This is a genomic window from Nitrospira sp. KM1 (assembly GCF_011405515.1).
Classification (GTDB): domain Bacteria; phylum Nitrospirota; class Nitrospiria; order Nitrospirales; family Nitrospiraceae; genus Nitrospira_C.
Genome location: NZ_AP022671.1, coordinates 2,376,870 through 2,398,551, shown reverse-complemented (window position 1 = coordinate 2,398,551; position 21,682 = coordinate 2,376,870). Strand labels below are relative to the sequence as shown.

General features: G+C 57.8%; 24 protein-coding genes. 10 read left to right on the top strand and 14 right to left on the bottom strand.

Going from position 1 to position 21,682, the window contains the following annotated elements; all coding sequences use genetic code 11:
• The first annotated feature begins 39 nt into the window (after positions 1-39).
• From W02_RS11090 to W02_RS11060, 7 genes are all read left to right on the top strand, one after another.
• Positions 40-597, top strand: coding sequence for a hypothetical protein (locus W02_RS11090; protein WP_173047642.1), 558 nt, complete (start codon positions 40-42; stop codon positions 595-597).
• Positions 598-1,245, top strand: coding sequence for an HAD family hydrolase (locus W02_RS11085; protein ID WP_173047640.1), 648 nt, complete (start codon positions 598-600; stop codon positions 1,243-1,245).
• Positions 1,242-2,825 (top strand): pitrilysin family protein, encoded by a 1,584-nt coding sequence (locus W02_RS11080; protein WP_232068521.1) that lies wholly within the window; start codon positions 1,242-1,244, stop codon positions 2,823-2,825. The genes W02_RS11085 and W02_RS11080 overlap by 4 nt, the downstream gene beginning before the upstream one ends.
• 26 nt (positions 2,826-2,851) lie before the next feature.
• Positions 2,852-4,294, top strand: a complete 1,443-nt coding sequence (locus W02_RS11075; RefSeq protein WP_173047638.1) for a pitrilysin family protein — start codon at positions 2,852-2,854, stop codon at positions 4,292-4,294.
• A 106-nt stretch (positions 4,295-4,400) separates the two neighbouring features.
• The gene (locus W02_RS11070) at positions 4,401-5,234 is read left to right on the top strand and encodes an MBL fold metallo-hydrolase (RefSeq protein ID WP_173047636.1); all 834 of its coding nucleotides are present in this window, start codon (positions 4,401-4,403) and stop codon (positions 5,232-5,234) included.
• A gap of 18 nt (positions 5,235-5,252) precedes the next feature.
• Positions 5,253-6,230 carry a site-2 protease family protein gene (locus tag W02_RS11065; RefSeq protein WP_232068520.1) on the top strand — a complete coding sequence of 326 codons (978 nt, stop codon included), beginning with the start codon at positions 5,253-5,255 and terminating at the stop codon, positions 6,228-6,230.
• A 59-nt stretch (positions 6,231-6,289) separates the two neighbouring features.
• Entirely contained in the window at positions 6,290-7,075 is a 786-nt protein-coding gene (locus W02_RS11060) for a zinc ribbon domain-containing protein (protein ID WP_173047634.1), read from the top strand.
• On the opposite strand, the gene W02_RS11055 is transcribed toward W02_RS11060, so the two are convergent.
• Positions 7,033-7,683, bottom strand: coding sequence for an acetate uptake transporter (locus tag W02_RS11055; RefSeq protein WP_173047632.1), 651 nt, complete (start codon positions 7,681-7,683; stop codon positions 7,033-7,035). The genes W02_RS11060 and W02_RS11055 overlap by 43 nt on opposite strands.
• 157 nt (positions 7,684-7,840) lie before the next feature.
• On the opposite strand from W02_RS11055, the gene W02_RS11050 reads away from it, so the two are divergent.
• On the top strand, positions 7,841-8,326 hold the full coding sequence (locus W02_RS11050) for a DUF1566 domain-containing protein (protein WP_173047630.1): 486 nt from the start codon (positions 7,841-7,843) through the stop codon (positions 8,324-8,326).
• A 122-nt stretch (positions 8,327-8,448) separates the two neighbouring features.
• On the opposite strand, the gene W02_RS11045 is transcribed toward W02_RS11050, so the two are convergent.
• From W02_RS11045 to W02_RS11035, 3 genes are read right to left on the bottom strand one after another with little or no spacing between them, the layout of a single operon-like run.
• Positions 8,449-9,183, bottom strand: a complete 735-nt coding sequence (locus W02_RS11045; RefSeq protein ID WP_173047627.1) for a hypothetical protein — start codon at positions 9,181-9,183, stop codon at positions 8,449-8,451.
• Positions 9,180-10,112 carry an NAD(P)-dependent oxidoreductase gene (locus W02_RS11040; RefSeq protein ID WP_173047625.1) on the bottom strand — a complete coding sequence of 311 codons (933 nt, stop codon included), beginning with the start codon at positions 10,110-10,112 and terminating at the stop codon, positions 9,180-9,182. The genes W02_RS11045 and W02_RS11040 overlap by 4 nt, the downstream gene beginning before the upstream one ends.
• A 2-nt stretch (positions 10,113-10,114) precedes the next feature.
• Positions 10,115-10,573, bottom strand: a complete 459-nt coding sequence (locus tag W02_RS11035) for a hypothetical protein (RefSeq protein ID WP_173047623.1) — start codon at positions 10,571-10,573, stop codon at positions 10,115-10,117.
• A gap of 124 nt (positions 10,574-10,697) precedes the next feature.
• Here W02_RS11035 and W02_RS11030 point away from each other — a divergent pair, with 124 nt between their 5' ends.
• Positions 10,698-12,080 (top strand): M20/M25/M40 family metallo-hydrolase, encoded by a 1,383-nt coding sequence (locus W02_RS11030; protein ID WP_173047621.1) that lies wholly within the window; start codon positions 10,698-10,700, stop codon positions 12,078-12,080.
• A 56-nt stretch (positions 12,081-12,136) separates the two neighbouring features.
• Here W02_RS11030 and aat read toward each other — a convergent pair whose 3' ends face one another.
• The 9 genes from aat to der form a co-directional block, all read right to left on the bottom strand.
• Positions 12,137-12,892, bottom strand: coding sequence for a leucyl/phenylalanyl-tRNA--protein transferase (aat, locus tag W02_RS11025; RefSeq protein ID WP_197741993.1), 756 nt, complete (start codon positions 12,890-12,892; stop codon positions 12,137-12,139).
• Between the two features lie 13 nt (positions 12,893-12,905).
• Positions 12,906-13,976, bottom strand: coding sequence for a DUF1207 domain-containing protein (locus W02_RS11020; protein ID WP_173047619.1), 1,071 nt, complete (start codon positions 13,974-13,976; stop codon positions 12,906-12,908).
• Positions 13,977-14,047: 71 nt separating this feature from the next.
• Positions 14,048-15,745 (bottom strand): hypothetical protein, encoded by a 1,698-nt coding sequence (locus W02_RS11015; protein WP_173047617.1) that lies wholly within the window; start codon positions 15,743-15,745, stop codon positions 14,048-14,050.
• 103 nt (positions 15,746-15,848) lie between these two features.
• Entirely contained in the window at positions 15,849-16,238 is a 390-nt protein-coding gene (locus W02_RS11010; RefSeq protein WP_173047615.1) for a cytochrome c, read from the bottom strand.
• On the bottom strand, positions 16,235-16,549 hold the full coding sequence (locus tag W02_RS11005; RefSeq protein WP_173047613.1) for an anti-sigma factor: 315 nt from the start codon (positions 16,547-16,549) through the stop codon (positions 16,235-16,237). Before W02_RS11005 ends, W02_RS11010 begins: the two co-directional genes overlap by 4 nt.
• Before the next feature lie 40 nt (positions 16,550-16,589).
• Complete coding sequence (locus tag W02_RS11000; RefSeq protein WP_173047611.1) at positions 16,590-17,174, bottom strand: RNA polymerase sigma factor; 585 nt, start codon at positions 17,172-17,174, stop codon at positions 16,590-16,592.
• An 8-nt stretch (positions 17,175-17,182) separates the two neighbouring features.
• Entirely contained in the window at positions 17,183-17,998 is an 816-nt protein-coding gene (locus W02_RS10995; protein WP_173047609.1) for a hypothetical protein, read from the bottom strand.
• A 208-nt stretch (positions 17,999-18,206) separates the two neighbouring features.
• Positions 18,207-18,665 carry a hypothetical protein gene (locus W02_RS10990; RefSeq protein ID WP_173047607.1) on the bottom strand — a complete coding sequence of 153 codons (459 nt, stop codon included), beginning with the start codon at positions 18,663-18,665 and terminating at the stop codon, positions 18,207-18,209.
• Positions 18,666-18,820: 155 nt separating this feature from the next.
• Entirely contained in the window at positions 18,821-20,176 is a 1,356-nt protein-coding gene (der, locus tag W02_RS10985) for a ribosome biogenesis GTPase Der (RefSeq protein WP_197741992.1), read from the bottom strand.
• Between the two features lie 108 nt (positions 20,177-20,284).
• Between der and W02_RS10980 the strand changes: the two genes are divergently transcribed.
• The gene (locus W02_RS10980; RefSeq protein ID WP_173047605.1) at positions 20,285-20,962 is read left to right on the top strand and encodes an HAD-IA family hydrolase; all 678 of its coding nucleotides are present in this window, start codon (positions 20,285-20,287) and stop codon (positions 20,960-20,962) included.
• Here the strand turns inward: W02_RS10980 and W02_RS10975 are convergent, their stop codons facing one another.
• Positions 20,963-21,559: a class I SAM-dependent methyltransferase gene (locus W02_RS10975; RefSeq protein ID WP_197741991.1), complete on the bottom strand. Its 597-nt coding sequence runs from the start codon at positions 21,557-21,559 to the stop codon at positions 20,963-20,965.
• Positions 21,560-21,682 lie beyond the last annotated feature (123 nt).

Below are 21,682 nucleotides of genomic sequence, written 5' to 3'. Positions count from 1 at the left end.
ATTTTCTTGGAACCAACTTCCTGGCCTTCGCATTCCTGCATGAACCACCGTCTATCCAGTTGGAAATTGACTCTCCTTTCCCTCATCGTCTCGATCGCCTCATGCGAAATGGGAATGGCAGAAACGGGATCTGTCACGCATTCTCCGGCCGAGATGGTGAAGAAATACCTGATGCTCGATCAGCGGGGCGCCAGGCTGGATTCTTTGTCTTTCGAAACGCTTGCACCCTACACGGACTGGAAAGAAGAGCCGGCCTGGGGTCGCATTGTGATCGTGCGCGGCTTCACAGTGGCCGAACATTACCGTGAGTGGGAAGTCGTCAACTTGCTGGAAGTCGTGGTCCCTGTCACTTTTCAGGTGATCGGCTCAGTCTATCTGGAGACTGCCGGATTCGTTCCTGAGCCGGGCCGCGAGGACGTGCGCGTGCGGGTGAAAGGCATGAAGAATAGGTGGAGAATCATTGAGCCGGTCCTGCCCCCGCATGTCGGGCAAAAACGCATGCTGAATTTCATACGGGAAGCCTGGATGCAAGAGACCGATCCTATCAAGCGGGAACGTCTCGCGGCGCTGCAGGACGAATTGCGAAAGGTAAAATAGATGGGGAAAACCCCGGTCAATCTGCTGATCTTCGATTTGGACGGGACCTTGATCGAATCAAAATGGGATATTGCCCTATCGGTCAATCTCACGCTCGCATATTTGGGACTTCCTGAGCGGCCCACAGAGGAAATCTTCGGGTTTGTCGGCGATGGGGTCAAGAAGCTGCTCCGGCTGGCGGTCGGAGGGGACAATCGCGTCAGTTTTGAGGAAGCGCTTCGTGTGTTTCGCGGGTATTACCTGGAGCATTGTCTTGATCGGACGGTCTTTTATCCCGGCGTGGAAAAGGTCCTCTGCCATTTTTCGCGCACGACCAAGGCGGTGGCGACCAATAAATCGATTGAATACACCAATGTAATTCTGCAGGGCCTCGGCTCGCACCATTTTCAATATGTGGTCGGTGGTGACAATGGATTTGGTTTGAAACCTGATCCCGGCATGCTCCTTCACATCATGGAACAGATGCACATTCCGAAAGAGAACGCGGTGCTGGTAGGCGACAGCACGAACGACATCAATGGCGGCCACAACGCCGGCATCCGAGTGTGCGCCGTCGGGTACGGCATGGGGAACCGTCAGAAGATGGCCGCCTGCCAGCCCGATTGGTTTATTGAACGGCCGGAAGAACTGATGGAGATATTCGAATGAACAGAACCACCGTGTACGTATCAGCGGCTCGCATGTTCTGCTGGGTGAGCATGCTTCTCATGGCGACGGAGAGTTTGGCCGGTTCGGGATTGGCGGATCGCGTGATCGAGCATAAGTTGGCGAATGGGTTGACCATTCTGATGGTCGAGCGCCATCAGACCCCAATCGTGTCGATCAACATGACGTTCGGAGTGGGCGGCGTGAATGAACAGGTGGGACAGACGGGTCTCGCGCACCTCTATGAACACATGGCGTTCAAAGGAACCAGGACGGTCGGCACCAAAGACTTTGCGAAAGAGAAACCCATTCTCGACGAACTGTATCACGTGGGCACCGAGTTAGAACGACGGCAACGAGAATTGTCGAGGCGGAGCCATGATCAGAAGTCCGATGCCGGAACCTCCGAACCGGCGGCCGTCGAAGCGTTGCAGCAGAGATTCAAGGTGTTGCAGGAAGAGGCTGGACGCTATGTGGTCGGTAACGAAATGGCCCTCCTGTATCAGCGCCATGGTGGAATCGGATTGAACGCGGCGACGGGCAAGGATTTAACTCGATACATGATTAATCTCCCCTCCAACCGGTTGCCTCTCTGGGCAGCGATCGAAGCCGACCGGATGGCTAATCCTGTATTGCGGGAATTCTATAAGGAGCGGGGCGTCGTGATGGAAGAACGACGGCTCCGCAACGACGACAGTCCGAGCGGGCTGCTCTTCGAAACGTTTACGTCCTCGGCATTTCGCGCTCACCCGTATGGCATCCCGACGATCGGCTGGGAGTCGGATATCCTCTCACTGACACCGGCCGAAACGGAAGCCTTCTTCAAGACCTACTATGGCCCTGGACGGGCGACGATCTCCATCGTGGGGGACATCGATCCCAGGGCCGTCGTGGCGCTGATCGAGGACACCTTCGGAAAGATTCCCGCGGCGCCGCCGCCTCCGGAAATCGTGACAGTCGAGCCGCCGCAGCGGGGAGAGCGGCGGATCGATGTGGAGTTCGATGCCGAACCGATCCTTGCCATCGGCTTTCACAAGCCCGGACTGGGGCATCCCGACGACTATGTCTTCGACGTGATTGACGAGATCCTCACCGACGGGCTCACATCCAGACTCTACACGAAGCTCGTTCGTGATTCCCGGCTGGCGGCGTCGATCAATTCCGACTCCAATTATCCTGGCGTACGGGCGCCGAACTTGTTTGTCCTGAGTGCAGCGCCGCTGGCCCCACACACCACCGCCTCAGTGGAGGAGGCGATCCTGGCCGAGTTGGAACGGCTCAAGACCGAACCCGTGACCGCCAAGGAACTGGAAAAGATCATTAACAATCTCGATGCCGACATGGTGCGAGCGCTTCGCTCGAACAGCGGGCTGGCGTCACAACTTGCGCTGTATCAAACCGTTGCCGGAGATTGGCGCTACATCCTGCGATCCCGCGACAAGGTTGCCGCGGTGACGCCGGCGGATATCCAGCGGGTCGCTACGCAGTATTTCACGAAATCAAACCGTACGGTCGCCACATTGGTCAAAAAGGCTCCGATGAAGCAAGCGGCCACCGGGCCGCAAAGCGAGGTGGCGCGATGAACAAGTTGCATGCGGAAAGGTCACCGATGAGTCGAGGATCTGTTGGTCTCGTCACCGTGTGCACGAGTCTCCTCCTCGCTGCCTCTGCCGTCACAGGTTATGCAGAACCGAATACCCTCAAAGACCCGAGAGCGATGACCTTCAAACCAGTGGAGTTTACGCCTCCGGATCCGGATCGCGTCGTGATGGATAACGGAATGATCGTCTATCTGCTCGAAGACCACGAGTTGCCGCTCGTGAGTGTGACGGCCACCATGAGAACCGGCGGCTGGCTTGATCCTCCCGACAAAATCGGATTGGCCGCCCTGGCCGGATCGGCCATGCGGACGGGCGGCGGTGGAGGCCTGTCGGCGGAGCAGGTCGATGCGGAACTGGAGCAATTTGCCGCGGATGTCAGCATCTCTATCGGACGCCTCTCGGGATCCGCATCGCTCGATGTACTCAGCAAGGATGTCAAACGAGGGCTTCAGATTTTTGCCGGTCTGCTTCGAGCGCCATCCTTTGAGCCGGCCCGGCTGGAAGTGGCGAAATTACAGGCGATCGAGAGTATCAGACGCCGGCAGGATAGCCCCGGGTCCATCGTTGGTCGCGAGTTCGTCAAGCAGCTCTACGGAGCAGACCATCCCACTGCACGCGAGAGCACGGTCGAGTCAGTCCGAGGGCTCACGCGCGACGACGCAAGAGAATTCCACGATAAGACGATATTTCCGAACGGCATCATTCTGGGGGTCACGGGGGACTTCAACAAGCAAGCGATGCTCCAGCTGCTTCACGACCTGTTTGGCAATTGGAAAAAGGGGCAGGCGCCAGAGTTGAAAATTCCCGATGTGGCTCCCGGTCCGAATACGGTCGTCCGCTTTGTGAACAAGGAAACGTCGCAAACGCATCTGCGCATCGGGCATCTGTCCATCAAAGAGAACGATCCCGATTACGTGGCGCTGGCCATTGCCAACGATATTCTCGGAGGCAGTTCATTCCGGAGCCGGCTTTTCAACGATGTGCGCACTCAACGGGGTCTCGCCTATTCGGTCGGGAGCCGGTTGAACAGCGGAATGCATGATCAAGGCGTCTGGCTCATGCGGGCTGAAACGAAGCTGCTATCGACCCAGGAGGTGATCAGCCGTTTCGTGGCCAACATGCAGCGGATGCGGACTGAACTCGTCACCGATGAGGAACTGGCGGAAGCCAAAGAATCCTATGTCAATTCGTTTGTGTTCTCGTTTCCGAGCGCCTCATCGGTGGTGAACCGCTTCATCGAGTTGGAATATGACGGTCTGCCGAAGGATTTTCTGCAGCAGGTGCGTGCCCGTGTCATAGCACTCACGAAGGAGGAGATTCTGGCCGCGGCACAGAAGCATTTCCATCCGGACCGTCTCATCATCCTCGCGGTCGGACCGGGGCTGGCCTTGCCCAAGATGCTATCGGGATTCGGGGAGGTGAAAGAGATTCCGTTGACTCCGGAAGGGTGAGGACATTTGACAGACAAGGTCAAGGCAAACCGGTATGAGCCTATCCAGGGTTCGTCTATACTCAGTTGACTGTTGCAGTATGCTGCGCTCGCACAACCGGTAGACGATGCCGCTCGAAGACGAACTGTCGGATATCATCAAAAAAGCACGGGCGGGTTTGGCCATGTCTGTGTCCGACCTGAGCCGTCGGACCGGTGTGTCGAACGCCGACCTGCAGGCCATTGAGAAAGGCGGCCGGCCCGCTGATCATGTGCAACTTGGCTTGGTCGCCGGTGGGCTGGGGCTTGGAGGAAACGCTCTTAGTCGAATCGTCTTCGACCACTGGGAGCCGGCTGTCCCGAAGCCCCCTGCATGGATTGAGACGGTGTATGGGTCGATCGGAGGGTACGGCGTGCAGGGGTACATCGTGCACGATAACGGGGAGGCTCTTATCATTGACACAGCCTATAATGCACCGGCGATGATCGAGACGTTGAAGGCACGCGGTCTGCGCCTGGTGGGAATCTGTCTCACGCATGGTCATGCTGATCATGCCGAGGGCATCGATCGAATTTTGGATTATCAGGAGGCTCCTGTCCTCCTGGGTTCGGACGATCATGATCTTCTCAGTTGGAAACCAGCGGCTCGCCTGATGTCCTCACCTCCTGATGGCCGGGTGGTCCAGGTCGGACGCAAGACCATCCGATGCATGGCGACGCCCGGGCACACGCCGGGAGGTATCTGCTACGTGATATCGGATCAACAGGATCCCCTCTGTTTCGTGGGAGATACGTTGTTTGCCGGTTCGATCGGACGCTCGAATCCGGCTACGCTCTATGAGGTTCACCTTGAATCCGTCCGAAAGCGGGTCCTCACACTTCCGGTGGGCTATCGATTACTACCAGGCCACGGTCCTGCAACGACGGTGCAAGAGGAGTTGGAGCACAATCCGTTCGCATGATGAATCTGCCGGAACGGTATGGAGCAATCCGATCGATATAAATATCGGGAATGGCCGGTCGATGCGTCGACCGACCGGGTGAGCGACGCTGCGCCGGTCTCTGAAGAAACTGTTGCGGATGAAGAGACTGACGCCGGTTCATTTTCCCGATGGATGCTTCCGGCTGTTCTCTTTGTTCTAACCGTTTTCACTACGCTGTGGGCCGGTGCATACCAAGCCTATAGCGGAACGGTTCGCGGACCTGTCAATTTTCTCCTGCAATATCCCGAAACACTCTGGAACGGAATGCCATTCGCCGGCACGTTGCTGTTCATCCTCGTGACTCACGAACTTGGCCATTATGTCCTGTCGAGGATTCATCGTGTGCCGGCCTCGTTGCCGCTCTTTATTCCCGGGCCTCCGCATTTTATCGGTACGTTCGGCGCAATCATCCGCATGCGCGGCCCGATCATGCATCGGCGGGCCTTGTTCGACATCGGAGTAGCCGGGCCGCTGGCCGGATTTGTCGTTGCCATGGTTGCATTGCTGATTGGCCTGAATCTTTCCACCGTTGTTGACCGCACCTCGACGTATGGACTGCAGTTGGGCGAGCCGCTGCTGCTGCAAATAATGTCATGGATGGTCATTGGTCCCTTGCCTCCGCAGGCGGATGTGGTGTTGCACCCCATCGGTTTTGCTGCCTGGTTTGGTTTGTTCGTGACATCGCTGAATCTGATTCCCATTGGACAGCTCGATGGTGGCCATGTGGCGTATGCTCTCTGGGGCAGCCGCCAACGCACGATGGCGCTGGCGATCCTTCCTGTCTTAATCGTGCTTGGGATGGCCGGTTGGGCCGGATGGTTTGTGTGGGCTTTCATGGCTGGGATCTGGGGCATCGGGCATCCCCCGGTCATCGACCCTTCGACGCCTCTCGGGCGCGGCAGAACAATCGTCGGCTGGATCGCCCTTGCAGTCTTTATCCTCACCTTCGCTCCCGTGCCCTTTTCCTTTCATTAGGGCCGGCAGATTCCCGCCAATTTCTTGAAGGAAGCCAGACTCCTTTCTACACTGAGCCGATGATCACGGAAGCGCTCGATGGTGTTGTCTGCCCAAAGTGCCGTTTTCAGCGGCGCCAGGGGGAGACGGAATGCCGACGGTGCGGCATCATCTTTTCAAAATTCAAAGCGACCACCTTGCCTGCGCGCTCTTCGTCCTCCCTTCCCGATCCAGCGGCGAAACCTTGGATCGATTTCGGGAGGTATTGGCTCCTAGACATCGATGACGCGACGGATCTGATGAGGTTGGTCGGCCGGGCCGGGCTATGTGTCCTGCTCACATGGTGGGGTTTGGTTTTGAGCATCGGCTCGATCGAAGGCAACGATGCGGGCGAATCATTCCTGCACCACGTGAACCTGCCATTTCACGAGGCGGGACACCTGCTGTTCATGCCCTTCGGTCAACTATTGATGTTCGCGGGCGGGAGTCTGGGGCAGGTCCTCATGCCTCTGATCTGCGCAGGCACACTTCTCATTCGCACCCGTGATCCGTTCGGCGCATCGGTCGCGCTATGGTGGGTGGCGGAAAACTGCCTGGATATTGCCCCCTATGTGAATGACGCGCGGTCGCTTGAGCTCGTTCTGTTGGGGGGCGTGACCGGCAAGGAGACCGACGGGCATGATTGGAACAACATTCTCACTATGCTGGGATGGCTCCAACACGACCATCGTCTGGCACAAGCGATCCATTATACGGGTATCGTCTTGATGGGGCTGTCCCTCCTCTGGGGCGCAGTTCTACTGGTTCGCCACTATCGTCGGTATCAGGCTATGACCGTGCCGTCCCCCGATGGACGCGTTTCGTGACTGAGGGGTCGTTTGGTCGACGACTTTATCTGGCGGAGAAGTGCAGGGCCCAGCGGAACGAGCTGTTCTCCCGTGAAGGCGAGCGTGAGGCTCGCGACCGCATGATAGAAGGCCATGAGCCCGACCACGATATGGAGAATGCCTGGAAGCGTCTCGCTCATGAGTCCTAGCCTCGCCAGCGTCGTGACGGAAAATGAGATGGTGATGACGAGATGCAGGATACACAATGTCGCGTTCCGGTAGGCGGTCAGATAGACCATGACGGCAGAAAACGCCGCATAGACCACATCGATGGGCGCATAGAGCACCATGTCGAGATGAAACGAGGTGCCTTCACTGACCAGCTTCGCGGTGCAGACGGCCAGCCAAAAAAATCCGTACATCGTGAGCGCCGTTCCACCCAGCTGCTCGTGGTACCGGATATCGGTGATACCGGCGAGGATTTGAACGACCCCGCCAAAGATCAATGCAATGACAAGCGTTCCCACTTTGTTGGACTCAGGAATTCCGCCTATCTGCGCAACTCCGAGAGTCAAAGCTCCCACTGCAAGGCCGAACAAACCGATGGCCAGCACGTCTATCCGTCTTCGTCGTTCCTCTTCAAGCATGGAAGTCTCCCGGTCATGGTTACGTGCACAGTATGGCCGACTGTCGGGTGAGGCTCAAACCGCACCTAGCATGCCCGAGGGACTATTGAAAAGACAAGCGACCTTCGGCAGACTGGAGGCCGCATTTGACTGCGGTGCCAGATGGATCGGAGGCGCGATGAAGAATTGGCCGTCCGGATGTAGATATTTCAACATCATCGAGGCCGGAATGGTTATGCTGCTAGGGGTCGGTATGGGATTTCCGGCAGAGGGTGCGGAACGTTTTTCCGCCGTCCCCGGCGGTGGGGCGGTCAAGGACGGTCAGACGGGGTTGGTCTGGGAACAGGAACCGGACCGTGAGCATGACGTCTGGGGTCGCTCCAATGAGCGCTGCACCACGAAGGAAATCGGCGGCAAAAAAGGGTGGCGTGGCCCCTCCGTGGAGGAATTAAAGAGCTTGATTGATGTCTCACAGCACGACCCGGCTCTGCCGGCTGGACATCCCTTCACAAACATCAAGTCAGAAATCTTTTGGACTTCAACGCCTCATCCCACGGACGATATCGTTGCCTGGCAGGTCAGTTTCTTCAGCGGCGAGGCGGTGACGGACCAGAAGTCCGGCACGAGACGGATGTGGTGCGTCCTCGGGGAGCCCTTCAAATAGCGGTGCCGGTCCGGCTGACACCCCCTCGCGGAGTCTTCACTCATCACGGAACGAGTCCGGGAGTGATCGGGCTGAAGCCGTCCCGGCAGTTGCTGTTGGCTGGACTGCTATGGTCCTTCGATTCACCGTGACGTGCGTCTGGCTTGATCCTGATCGTCCTTCATGAGACGCAGCTTGTTTTCCATCCGTCTGCCGAATTCTTCCAGCGCTTCCGCCTTGGCCTGCGCCACGACGTCCCGGTCCTCAATCATGGCGGCCGGCCCGACAGAGGTCGATTGCCCTTCGACCAGTTGCGTCGCATAGAGAAATTCCGAACGGACATCCCACAAGCTGCCTTCAATCATGAACAGGGCCGAGCTCTCAGTCCCAGGGGCGAAATACGCGCCTACCAGTGTCGCGTAGAGCGCAGCGTAGCCATTGTTGTATCGGTCGACAGCGGCAGCGCCATCCACGACCAACACCGCGTCCGCGCCGTAACGCGCTCCGGCGAGGCGGATGTCGCGCAGGCCGGTACCCTGCAGAGTCGTTTCTGCGAGCATGACGACATCCGTCAGCACTCCCTCATCGCGCAATGGAAGAAGCTTGCGCAGGAGCGTTTCCTTGTCGACGCTGTGCCAATCGGCTTTTTTGACGGATTGTTTCATCGGAACGTTCTTCCGGACGAAATACAGGCCCAGCCGATACGGCATCGAGGTCTGGGGTTTCAACTCCAGTGTATTGTGGATGTCGCGTTCGGTCACGACGTCGGGGTCGTGATGAAACAGCTCCCGCATGGTCTGCCGGTCGAAACCTTGACTGGCCGCACAGCCGGTGAGGAGCACTGTCAGCATGAGAAGGATGTCTCTTCGTAAGATCATGGATGGTCTCCTGTCAGTGTCCTGGCGGCGCTCGATCCTTTCGAGCCGGACATCTGTTCCAATGCGAGCATGAGAGCATGGGTGCCGTTGCGACCGTGCCCCAGTGAGACAACGGTCTCATAGAGTCCGTGTACCAGCGTCAATCCGGGAAGCGTGAGCCCTATTCGCCTCGATTCTTCCAGAATGATACCCATGTCCTTGACGAAGTGTTCCACATAAAATCCAGGTGCAAAATCCCGGCGTCGGATTCGTGGAGCCAGATGACTGAGGGTCCAACAGGAGGCGGCTCCGTCACCGATCGAGCTCAACAGGCGATCGAGATCCAGCCCTGCTTGCCGGCCATACAACAGACCTTCGCACACGCCAACCATGGTTCCGGCAATCACGATCTGATTGCACAGTTTGGCGTGCTGGCCTGCCCCGGATGGTCCCTGATGCACGATGGTGCTGCCGAACAGTTTGAGTAACGGCATGACGGCCTGAACCGGTTCGGCATCGCCGCCAACCATGACGGATAGCGTGGCTTGCCTGGCTCCTACATCGCCGCCGGAGACCGGCGCGTCGACGGCGAAGCAGCGCATCGATGCGGCCCGATCATGAATGTCCTTGCTCAACGCGGGGCTGGTCGTCGTCATATCGATGAAGATGGTCGAAGGATTGGCAGCGTGCAACAGCCCCTTTTCTCCGAAATAGACCTCGCGCACGTCAGCGGGGAATCCGACCATCGTCACGATCACGTCATTTGAGCCGGCGATCGCCATCGTGCTGTCGGCCCAAATTGCTCCTTTGGCAAGAAGCGGTTCGGCCTTGCCTCGAGTGCGGCTGTGGACGGTCGTACGATACCCTGCGCGTAGGACATGTCCGCACATGGCAGCTCCCATGACGCCGCTCCCGATCCACCCGATCCGTGTCGACGAAGGAGTCACCATGTCTATTCCACCAGCGGCGTAATGCGATCAGCCACGGCCTGAACCACGCCTTCCCGTTCACCGGCCACCGCGATCCCATGAAAACTTAAATAATAGCCACCGTGCGATGGCGACTGGATTGTCGCATGGAGTTCGATGCGCTCACCGTCTTCCACGTCAGGATCCTTGACGGTTGGTATCCCGCAGATACCGAACACGGCCACGTTGATCGAGGCTGTGTCGTCTTCCAGATTGAAGAGGTAGGCTCCATAGCAGGTGCTTCCGGCCCGCAGGGTATAGGGATCCAGCGGGTGGACGTTTCGCACCGTTCCGTGGAGCACGACCTGTTTGAGATGAAACGGCTGCGGCTCGTCAAGGATGTCGCGTATGGCAATTGGACCGGAGGCTCCCGCAACTCCCGGCCACAGGCACAACAGACCCGACAGCCATAAGGTCCGGGCGCATCGTAGAGGCGTTGGCATGATCGGCATGGTTGCCATTGTAGCATTGTCGGGCCCATCAGTAGCGAAACCACCGGTTGCTTTCGCGACAAGGGAACAGTCGCTATAATCCGGCGGTTAATCAGATAGGGCCTAGGAGGGCAACATGACCGTGAAGCGAAGCGACCTTGAAGCGTATGTGAAACACAGCCGTCCGCTGTTCGAAGATCTGCTTGGACAGATGGTCGAGATTCCATCGATCAGCATGGACCCTTCCAGGAGTACGGACATCGAGCGTATGGCGATCTTGGCCTCGCAGGTATTGTCAGATTTCAAAGCCGATGTCCGATCCGTCGAGACGGGCGGATATCCTATTGTCAGCGGTGGATGGACGTCCGACGCCACGTATCCTACGGTGACCGTTTACAATCATATGGACGTACAGCCCGCACAAGAGCCGCAGTGGAAGCAGGCCCCGTTCGCATTCAAAAATGAGGATGGAGTGTATCGCGGGCGTGGAGCCACCGACGACAAGGGGCCTGCACTGGCTGCGCTGCTGGGAGCCCGGTTTGCTCTCGAACAGGGAGTTCCGATCAATATACGGTTTCTCTGGGAATTAGAAGAGGAAATCGGCAGTCCTCACTTCGCGCAGGGATTGAAGCACCGAGCCTCTATCCCACGTCCAGATTCGGTCGTTGTGTCCGACACGATTTGGATTGCGAAAGGGCGACCGGCCATGCCGTACGGCTTGCGCGGACTCATCGGAGCTCGGCTGACCCTCCGCACAGGGAGTCAAGATGCTCATTCGGGTGTGACAGGTGGGGCAGCGAGAAATCCGCTGGCCGAACTGATGGAGATTGCGCAGGCCTGTGTCAACGCGAAGACCGGTGAAGTGAAAATTCCGGGTTTCTATCGGGATGTCGTCAAGCCCACCAACGATGAAATCAAGAGCTTTTTGCGATCGGGGTTTCACGTCAGGCGCTTTAAGGAGGCGTATGGATTTCACACTCTCCGGACGGAAGACCCGGCAGAAGTCACACGCCGGATCTGGGCGGCTCCGACGTTCGAGATACACGGGCTGACGGGCGGATACCACGGCCCGGGAGTGAAAACTATCGTGCCCGGGCAGGGGGAACTCAAGGTCAGTATGCGGCTGGTGCCGAATCAGACGCCTGAGAAGGCGTTTGCACTACTGAAGAAGTTCGTCGGGAAACTGAATCCGAACGTGAAGGTTGAATGCGAGGGAACGCTCCATCCGTTCAAAGGCCATTTCGACGGCCCATACGTCGACTGCATCACACGCGCCGCCAAGGAGGGCTTTGGAAAAGAGCCGTCGTTTATCCGTGAAGGCGGTTCGATCGGGGCGGTCGTGACGATGCAGAACGCCTGGAAGGTTCCCATTCTATTTTTGGGCCTCAGCCTTCCCGAGCATGGGTATCATGCGCCGAACGAATATTTCGATTGGGGACAAGCCTCGGGAGGAATCAAAGCCTTCGCGCATTACTTCGCGGAAGTGGCCAAACTGGGCGGTCTGCGTCAATCGCGATGACGGCTTCAACCCTGGATGGATACGCGAAGCTCTCTCAAAAACGATCGACTACGGGTTCAGTACTGTCCGTCTGGCGTCCAGGCACCGCGGCGGTCTGGGAGGGCGAGCGCCGTTTTCAGATGACCGATAAACTCTCGGCGCGGAATTTCCTCGGCCCCGAGACGCATCACGTGTGGCGAGGGTTGCTGGCAGTCAAATATCTGAAAGCCCCATGTGCACAGTTGCCGGACGAGCCGAACCAGGGCGACTTTGGATGCGTCGTCAATACGGGAAAACATCGACTCTCCATAAAATGCTCCTCCGAGAGCGACGCCATACAGGCCCCCGACCAATCGTCCTGACCGCCATGTCTCGACCGAATGTGCATAGCCGGCGTTGTGCAGCGCGCAGTACGCTTCGATCATGTCCGGTGTGATCCACGTCCCGCCTTCGGGATATTGAGGTCGCGGGCCGGCGCATTGGAGCATGACGTCGCGAAAGCAGGTGTCGAACGTGATGTCGAAGAGATTCCGGCGGAACGTGCGCTCAAGACTTCGTGAAACGTGCAGGCGCTCAGGAAACAGGACGGCCCTTGGATCGGGCGACCACCATAAGATCGGTTGGTCCTCGTTGTACCAGGGAAAGATGCCATGACGGTACGCTTCGAGCAGACGTCCCGTCCGTAAATCTCCTCCCACCGCGATCAGCCCCTCCGGTGAGGCCAGTTCGACCGGAGGAAACCGGAGGTCGTGAGAGTGTGCGTCCAGGCGGAACATGATCAAACCGTACGCGAAGCGGGAGAAAAAGGCTATGGTCGACCGTCGGCCGGTCATGGGAGCCCGCTGGCTAGAGATAAAAATGCAGGCCGATGCCAAACCACTCTGTCTTCTGAAATAAAAAGTCTCCGTTCGGTGACGGGCCGGCGTAGTACTCCAAGAGGAGTTGGAGATTCCGGCTCAGGACCTCGAAATGTTCGAACTGAACCCCCATCATCAACGAACGTCCGATGGTCCAGTCGGTGCGTTGATTTGACTGAAAGTCGGCATAGGCAACCGGCCGAATCGTATCGCCGAAATAGGTTTTGGGGGCGGTCAGCTCGGCACCGAACTGGCCAGTTCCCCGCTTGATATCACTTGGCGAGACGCTAAAGAAATAACCGCCGCCCCCATAGACCCGCAACCAGTCACTGACATCGTAAGACATTCTGGCATCGAAGCCTTCTAGCGCCAGCCCCAGGCGGGTCACGGGAGGGGTGCTATTCAGGATGTATTCGTCTCCCAGGTGGGAACTCAGATGAAGGAGGCGAAACAGACCGGATAACGGACCGGTTCGGTAGGCCGTCGTGATGGCAATGAGATAGTCGGCATTGAAGAGGTCCTGAGAACCGGAGGGCGATCCCACGTCGAAAATGCTGAACACACCTGCCTGCAAGCCAAGTTCCCATTGTCCCTCAAAGGCCGCCGCGTGGCGATAGAGCGAGAGACTGTCTCCAAAGTTTCCGGCAAAACTGCTTTTAGGATCGGGGCCGGCCGTTCCTCGTCGATAGGCAGCGGAAAAGTGCGGCCATCGCGGATCGGCATGGAGTGGCTCGAATAAGGTCCCGCGGGGAAGAAACTCGCTCGAGGGGCGTGAGATGCGAGTTTCCAACACACTGGTTCCAGCCTCGGGGAAGGGAGCCAGAGCGTCACCGGATTCGACCACACGAGCCTGTCTCACGTCGGGAATTCTCTTCAGGCCGGCCAGGACTTTCTCACGGGTTCCTCGGGAAAGGTGGGACGTATGAACGGTGACCGCGCCGTCGGTGACGCGGATGGTCGCGGAAAGGCCGAACTCGTGTTCGAGCAACGCGGCTGCGTAGCCCAAGATATACGAGTCATCGGCGACGGCGGCTGAGGGCGCCAGGACGGACAAGAACAACAGGGCAGCTGATAATATGAAACCAGGACACGTCGCTGTGCGTCCACAAGGGACGGCCCGTTCCGTCAAGGTTACGGACCCTTCTTCTCTTCAGAAGATGCCAGCAGCGGTTGGAAGATCGGATCGGCATCCAACACCGCACGTAACGAATCAGCCCCGATAAAGAAGTTCCAGATGTCCGATGACTGGCCGGGGATTTCGACGAACCAGCGCCTGGCTTCCGTCAGATGATCCAGAATGGCAGAGTTGTCACGTTGGGGAACATACAGGAGGGCATAGGCCTTCGTATATTCCACGAGAAATTTATCGAGCGGGATGTCTGCCAACTTGCCGGCCTGATCCGCATCCTGGTACGCCAGTGAGACCTCGGGATCGTCGAGATTGCGATTCCAGGCCACTTTATTGATCCGGGACCAAGCCAGCTGAAGAAGCGCCTCGGCTTTCCCGGCCCTTCGCTCGGCAGGAATGTCTTTCACCAATTGTTCATGAACCTGAATGGCCAGGTCCTGATCATTGTTCCAGCGTAGGGCGACCCCCCAACGGAATCGATTGTCGAGTTGCTCAGGGCGGACCTCCGCGAGTGTACGAAGCGCCGGAAGGAGGCGGTAGAGATAGTCGGCGGTCGTCGGTTTGTCGAATCCCCCCATTTCCATGCCCAGAGACAAGTCGACGCGGGGAGCCTGTGCGTAAATGTTCCAGTAGTGCTCATTGACCGCCATGGCCAAGGCAGAATCCTTGACGGTGAGATGATGCCCGGCTGCGGCTTCACGCAGGATAACGGCGTAGAGATCTCTTGTGAGAACCATGAGGGACTCTGCCTGCCTGGGATCGATGATCAGTACCCGATTGAGCAGTGCGACACGATCGCGCAGATTAGGGAAAGACGCCGCCCGGGCGGCGGAGGCCACCAACAGCCCCGGGACATCATCAGGGCCCCACCATGCGAGGGATCCGCTGATCGCCTTACTGGATTCGGTCGTAAAGGGAATGATTTCCTGGTTGATCCCGTCGATGGGGGTTCCGTCGTTGACCAGGAGATTGACGACCGCCGAGTCGCCCGGAAACCCGTACTTTTTCAAACCGGACAGTACGATCCACTGGAGATTGACGCTTTTCAGCGCGCGTCGCGCGGGCTTGACGGTATTGGCCCACTTGTAGCTTCCCGGCGCCTTGGTGACCGGTGAGGTCAACGGGTCTTGATAGGTGACCGAGACCGTCGATAAGGCAGCGGGAACAGAAACCAGGGGAGCTTGCGGATGCAGACGAAACGAGGCGTTCGGTAGCGGTTTCGTCGTCACGGTTTTAAGATGAAGCCCGCTTCCCGGAGGGGAAAGCCCCACCACATCCATCACGAAGGCGGACGCCGAGTAGTGGTCCGGGTTTTCGCGGAAGAAGACCAATCCCCCGTTGCTTGGCCACAGAATCTCCATTCCGGCATCCACCCTCGTGAGAGCAGATTCGTGCGAAGCCTTGATGGTCTGCCAGCATTCGTCATAGGAGGGATCGGAAGTGTTGGGATAGTTCTTCAGCCCTTTGGCGCTCGCGGCGACCAGCCGATACTGACAGGCGAAGTCGAGCTTGGTTGCTTCCACCGCGTCACCCTTCGATATGGCATGAGCATACCGCTGCGCGATGGGGGTCGAAGTCGGGGACGATTTGGGTTTCGATTGCTTGGGTGCCGCAAGTGCCGACACGGAAGCGGAAGACATCAGAATGCAGACGGCGGGGACCAGTAACCAGTGATGTCTGCGGGTGCATTGATGAATCATACGCGCATACTCCTGTGAGCGGAAAAGTCAAAGGCGCCACTGTACCATGCGCATTTCGTGATGCGAAAGAGGTTGTGACCGATAGAGTGTCTGGAGAAGGTTATCAATGAGGCGGCGGCGGGGTCATCGTGCGGCTGAATCGTATCAGCGACCTGATGTATGCCAGCACTGCGCGCTGTTCCTCGTCGGAGAGACTATCTTTCCAGCCCGGCATGGCGGTTCGAGGTTTGCCGTTGGCGATGATTCTCATCAGCTCCTGATCGGTCTTGGCAGAAATTTGAGCGGACAAGAGACTTCCGGGACGAGGCGAAAGAGAAATGGATTGCGGTCCGTCACCCCGCCCCTCCGTGCCGTGGCAGGTGGCGCATTGCCGCTCGTAAATGTCATGCCCCTGTGTCTGAGAGGTCGAGGCGGCGGTGCGGACTTGTCCCCACGTGTTGAGAATGGCCACTGTGCAGATGGCCATGACCCGAAGGATATTCAGGCGAATCACCGCTTTGTCCTCGGTCGCGATGCGTTCAGAACCTCGAGGCGTAATCGAGCCCGGTCTTGGGCCGTCAGCTGCGGGGTGGGGCAATGACGGCAGAGCGTCACGGTCGCGCGCAGGGAGGCGATAAAGACTTCACAGCTCGGGCACGCCCCGAGATGATGTCGGAGTTCTTTGCAAATCTGCGCGGGCAGTTCGTCATCGATGAAGGCCGATAATCGACGCAAGATATCCAGGCAACGTCCTGCCTCCGGCGAATGGACGGCGGTCACGACCTGTCGAGGCGTCCTTCCCGATGTTTTTCTGGGTCTCTTCATGCCGGGCGTCTCGCGATGATGAACGAGGTGGCCGGCCACCTCAGGATTCAGTGATGCCTCGTGCGCTGAGTTCCTTGCGGACGAACAGACGGGCGCGATGCAGGCGCGATTTCACCGCGCGTTCAGTCACGCCCATGATCGCTCCGACTTCCTTAGCGCTCAGACCTTCCATGTCTCGCAGAACGAGAGTCATACGATATTTCTTCGGCAACGATTGAATCGCACGGTCGAGCGCCTCACGAAGCTCTTTGTTCTGCAACGCTTCTTCGGGAGTCAGACCCTCCACCGGGATTTGCAAATGAAATTCCCCTTCGGACGTCGGAACGAATTCATCCAGCGACAATTCGCGTTCAGGTTCGCCTTTTCGTTTGCGGCGCATGCGCATGCAGGCGCGGGACGCGATGGTATACAGCCATGTCGAGACCCGGGCATCTCCGCGGAACCGGTTGAACCCCCGATAGGCATTGAGAAAGGTTTCCTGGACGAGATCTTTGGCAGCTTCCGCCTCTCCGCACAGCCGGTAGGCATATCGGTAAAGTAGATCGACATGATCTCGATACAGCTTATCAAATCCGGAAGGATCTTGGGGGCCCTCTCCCGATTCTGCTGCGGAGCCGCGGCTCATTGCGGCCATCAATGGGGGGACGCGGGCGAATGCGCTGGAGAGGTCCCGTCGGGTTGAAGACCTGATGAAGAGGGAACGAGATCGACGGAGACATCATGATCGTCGATGCGCAAGGTCAAGGGCTGGCCAACCTTGACACGGGGTATTCCGATCTTGCTGTTCACCATGACCACTCCAACCGGGGTGCGGAAAAAAATGAAGTTCGATTTGAGTCTGGATACCGTGCCGGACATCACCACGTGAACCTGGGACCCGGCAGGAGGTGTCTGGCTGATCTGGAGGTCGAACTGCAGATCGTGCACGCCGAGGATCGTGTGCGATTGATCGACTTCGACGGTCAGGACGTCTCCTTCATGAAACGAATTGAGTCGTCCCTCCTGAGTTCCGAAATGGGTCGCTTCCTCTCCCTCAGGCGTCCACCACTGCAGAGTCTTTGGGGCGTCTTCTCCGAACGTCATCGGACCGGTCAGGTAGCGATGGACCAATGAGCCCTCTCCCTTCTTGCGGATCTCGACGACCATGCTTCGGTCATGCACCCAAAACAACACGTCATGCGACGCTTTCAGGTCTTTCAGGGTCGTCTTCGAACTCAAGGTCAACAGACCGATCGGCGTTTTCAGGAATACGATTCCGGACTTGGTCCGCCAAACCGATCCTCGCAGACTTACCGCAGGATCGGCCGGTCTCTCCACCGCCGGAGGTTGCACCTCCGTCTGAATTTCCACCTCCGAAGTCGCTTGCTCTGCAATGGATGAAGGCGGCGGCGGTTCTTCCGCGCTGGCGACGGGGAGGGCCGTGACGAGGGCGAATAGGCCCGCAATCACGGTTCTCCAAGGACGCCGACGGTTGGATGAGCCCGCGGTGCTATCACAATCCAGATTCAACATATTGACGGGGAATTCTTGAAACAAAGATCGGGAAATCCGGCGTTCTGGTTATTCGATCGTCTTCGAGGAATAAACCACGGGGACTATGCATAGTCAAGATGAAAGCCATAGGCGGTCACGTGCGAAGAATCGAGGAGCGCGGATCTTACACCCGGGTCTGCGGCAGGGACAGCGGGTCGAAGGGTTCAAGCGTGACGATCATCCAGGAATCCCCGTTCGAAGACCCCGGCATGCCGAACCCTTTGAGGAGGAGCGAAGGAGTGACCATATGACAGATGCGACGGATTTCGATCTGTACCCAATCCTCCGTCTGGGTACGGCAGTGAAGTTCGGACAAAATCTCGGAGCACAGTTCCGCGACCGTCGACGGCAGCGATTCCGTCGCCAAATTCGGCCATAACCCGTGGACTTCGCCGAATAACCCCATGAGCATGCGCGCCTGGTTGTTCATGTGGAGGATGCGCGCGGCCTGGGAGAAGATGATCATGCCAGGTGTGGAGACATGCGCACAGGTGTTCGGATCCGTCAGGTCGAACTGGGCAGGTCGGCCACAGGCAAACGGTACGCTCCTGGACGGCTCACGGTGATCAGTGGAAAGATGCATAGATGACTTTAGTGAAGAACGGACCGGCGATAGTGCAAGAGTCAAACCGATTTTCTGTGAAGCGATCGAGCCATAATGTTCAACAACGGATCACATGACGGCAGAGACAGTCCTCTTGCGCACAAACCCAGTCGTTGCGGGGACAGAACTGTCCGTCATTTCTTTCTAACCAAGAGCCGCACGGGCGTACCCGAAAACCCGTACGTCTCCCGGAGTTGATTTTCAAGAAAGCGCAGGTACGCCGGCGTAATATTGTCCGGCTGTCCCACGAAGAGCGCAAACACGGGAGGTCTGGTCGCCACTTGCGTCATAAAGGCAGATTTTGTGATTTTGGTGGGCTTCCCCTTCCGGACAGGCAAGGGGTGGCTGGCAAGGACACGCTGGAGAAACTGGTTGAGTTGTCCGGTCGGAATCCGCTCGGAAAACGAATCGAAGACCTCGTCGATCGTGGGAAACAGTTTCCGCAGAGACTCGGGCTTCACCGCTGCCGCAAACAGGACCGGAGCCCAGGCTAAGAATGGAAAGCGGCGGCGAAGATCCTTTTCCATGTGGAGGCGAGCCGCTGCGTCCCCCTCTCGCAGATCCCATTTATTGACCATCAGAATACACGCTCTTCCCTGACGGATGACCACCCCGGCGATCTTTGTGTCCTGTTCGGTCACGCCTTCTTCCGCGTCGAGCAGCAGCACCGCCAGATCGGAGCGGCCGATCGCCCGCAAGGATCGGGCAACGCTGTAGCCTTCGATGCCACGATCGACCTTTCCGCGCCTTCTGATGCCGGCAGTGTCGGTAAAGAGGTACCGACGGTCCTGAAAGGTTGCCAAGGAATCGATGGAGTCTCTCGTTGTCCCCGGTACATCGCTCACCACGACGCGTTCTTCACCCAACACGGCATTGACCAATGTCGATTTGCCCACATTGGGGCGGCCGACCACCGCAATCCTTGGAATGCCGGCTGGCTCCGGACCTTCATCAGGTGAGGGGAGCAATGGATAGAGAGCGTCGAGGAGTTCGGCCACACCGGTGCCATGTTCTGCCGAGATCGGATAGAGGTGATCGGTGCCCAGCTGGTAAAAATCTGCGATCAGCGGCTCGACCTGCGGGGTATCGATCTTATTGATGGCGACGAACAACGGTTTGATTGTTCCGCGCAGAAGGCCCACGATTTCCAGGTCCGGAGGCGTCAGCCCTGTCCGCCCATCCATCAACAGGACCAAGATGTCGGCCTCCGCAATCGCCATTTCCGACTGTCGCCGGATGAGGGCCAGCATGCCGTCGGCAGCGGAAGGCTCGAGTCCACCGGTATCTACCAGCCGGAAGGGTCGGGTTCGATACGCGGCATCTGCATAATTGCGATCTCGTGTGACGCCGGGGACGTCGTCGACGATGGCCGTCCGGCTTCCCAAAATTTTATTGAACAGAGTGGATTTGCCGACGTTCGGCCTGCCGATGATGGCGACGGTGGGAATCATGGACAACGGCGGTGAAACGGAAACCGGTGGTGAAGACATGAACAGACAACGCGTGAGCGACGCGCTGACCCTAACATAGGAATTTTCATAAAGACAACCTCGTGTTCCCGGCGGACCTTCGCTATACTCCGATACGTGAACTCGCGCATGCCGCATGATGGTCAAGGACGTATTCCCGATTGGGACCGGATCGACGACGTCCTGTTGGACATGGATGGGACATTGCTGGACCGTCATTTCGACAATTTCTTTTTCGAAGAAGAGTTGCCCCGCCGCTACGCAGAGCTCCATGGTCTGACGTTTGAGACCGCTCGCAACCAACTGATGGACATGTACCATTCGGTCGAGGAGGACTTGGCTTGGACGGACCTGGAATACTGGAGCGACCGAGTCGGACTCGACATCGTCACGATGCATCGAGAGTTGGACCACATGATCGGCTTTCTTCCCGGAGCCGAACAGTTTTTACGGCTGCTCAGAGCACGCGGAAAGCGGGTGACGATTCTCACCAATGCGCATCCGGTCGGGGTGTCCATCAAGGCTGCCAAGACGGGTCTCGACAAGAAGGTCGATCGCATCGTAGATGCGTTCGAAGTGGGCTATCTCAAGATGCGCGCGGAATATTGGCCGGCATGTCAGCGTCTGGTAGGCTTCGAACCGAAGCGGTCATTGTATGTGGACGATGATGAACGTTGCCTGGCGGCCGCGGATCGGTTTGGACTCAATGGCATCATCCATAGCGCAAAATCCAGTTCCCACCTGCCACCTGCTCCTTCTAAAACATTCATATCCGTGGAGGATTTGAGGTCTCTCACGGCCATCTGATCAACGGATGCACCGTTTGGATGCAGCCTCTCTATGCTCGGCAAGCCCTTGATACATCTCTCCTGCCCACCGCGGCACCCCAGGCATACTGAAGCGATCGAGTTGGCCAATGTGCAATCCTGCGCCTGCAATCAGCCGGTCGATGCTGCGGTTCAAATTACAGCCGCATCCCAACACGTTCTGAACCGGATTCAATCGGTCTTGCCATGCGGCTACCAATTGATCCTCGCTCCGTCCATGTTCGAGGAAGACAAAGCGCCCGGTTGGGTTCAGTACTCGATGTACTTCCTGCAACGCCAGTGACGGATCGGCAATGCTGCAGAGCGTCCACGTACTCACGATCCAATCGAATCGGTGGCTGTCGAACGGCAAGGTTTCGGCAGTTGAGCGTACACACTCGACCGGAAATGTCGCTGAGGCGATACGACGCCTGACTCGATTCGGTAAAAAAGAGGCCGGGTCGAGCACCGTGAGGCTGGCGGTAGTTGAAGGATAGTGAGCGATATTGAGTCCAGTTCCGAAACCGATTTCGAGAACGTCCCCTCTCACGTCAGCCAGGAGTGAAGATCGTAAACGGGCGAACTCGCGTCCGCTCATGATCCAATCCATGAGACGCGGGAAAATATGAGCGGCGTAGAGTCCCATCCTCTTTGAGCCCGTCGTTTCGAAGCATGCTCCAAGTCGGTCGGCGGTTCAACTGAGGATGAACGGATGCGTCGG

Coding starts and splice junctions, on each gene's coding strand:
- W02_RS10990 (WP_173047607.1), bottom strand. CDS start 18,665: ATGCATCTTTCCACTGATCACCGTGAGCCGTCCAGGAGCGTACCGTTT.
- W02_RS11035 (WP_173047623.1), bottom strand. CDS start 10,573: ATGCCAACGCCTCTACGATGCGCCCGGACCTTATGGCTGTCGGGTCTG.
- W02_RS10980 (WP_173047605.1), top strand. CDS start 20,285: ATGCCGCATGATGGTCAAGGACGTATTCCCGATTGGGACCGGATCGAC.
- der (WP_197741992.1), bottom strand. CDS start 20,176: ATGTCTTCACCACCGGTTTCCGTTTCACCGCCGTTGTCCATGATTCCC.
- W02_RS11090 (WP_173047642.1), top strand. CDS start 40: ATGAACCACCGTCTATCCAGTTGGAAATTGACTCTCCTTTCCCTCATC.
- aat (WP_197741993.1), bottom strand. CDS start 12,892: ATGACCGGCCGACGGTCGACCATAGCCTTTTTCTCCCGCTTCGCGTAC.
- W02_RS11085 (WP_173047640.1), top strand. CDS start 598: ATGGGGAAAACCCCGGTCAATCTGCTGATCTTCGATTTGGACGGGACC.
- W02_RS11075 (WP_173047638.1), top strand. CDS start 2,852: ATGAGTCGAGGATCTGTTGGTCTCGTCACCGTGTGCACGAGTCTCCTC.
- W02_RS11065 (WP_232068520.1), top strand. CDS start 5,253: ATGGAGCAATCCGATCGATATAAATATCGGGAATGGCCGGTCGATGCG.
- W02_RS11055 (WP_173047632.1), bottom strand. CDS start 7,683: ATGCTTGAAGAGGAACGACGAAGACGGATAGACGTGCTGGCCATCGGT.
- W02_RS11030 (WP_173047621.1), top strand. CDS start 10,698: ATGACCGTGAAGCGAAGCGACCTTGAAGCGTATGTGAAACACAGCCGT.
- W02_RS10975 (WP_197741991.1), bottom strand. CDS start 21,559: ATGAGCGGACGCGAGTTCGCCCGTTTACGATCTTCACTCCTGGCTGAC.
- W02_RS11060 (WP_173047634.1), top strand. CDS start 6,290: ATGATCACGGAAGCGCTCGATGGTGTTGTCTGCCCAAAGTGCCGTTTT.
- W02_RS11005 (WP_173047613.1), bottom strand. CDS start 16,549: ATGAAGAGACCCAGAAAAACATCGGGAAGGACGCCTCGACAGGTCGTG.
- W02_RS11040 (WP_173047625.1), bottom strand. CDS start 10,112: ATGGTGACTCCTTCGTCGACACGGATCGGGTGGATCGGGAGCGGCGTC.
- W02_RS11070 (WP_173047636.1), top strand. CDS start 4,401: ATGCCGCTCGAAGACGAACTGTCGGATATCATCAAAAAAGCACGGGCG.
- W02_RS11050 (WP_173047630.1), top strand. CDS start 7,841: ATGAAGAATTGGCCGTCCGGATGTAGATATTTCAACATCATCGAGGCC.
- W02_RS11000 (WP_173047611.1), bottom strand. CDS start 17,174: ATGAGCCGCGGCTCCGCAGCAGAATCGGGAGAGGGCCCCCAAGATCCT.
- W02_RS11080 (WP_232068521.1), top strand. CDS start 1,242: ATGAACAGAACCACCGTGTACGTATCAGCGGCTCGCATGTTCTGCTGG.
- W02_RS11045 (WP_173047627.1), bottom strand. CDS start 9,183: ATGATCTTACGAAGAGACATCCTTCTCATGCTGACAGTGCTCCTCACC.
- W02_RS11015 (WP_173047617.1), bottom strand. CDS start 15,745: ATGATTCATCAATGCACCCGCAGACATCACTGGTTACTGGTCCCCGCC.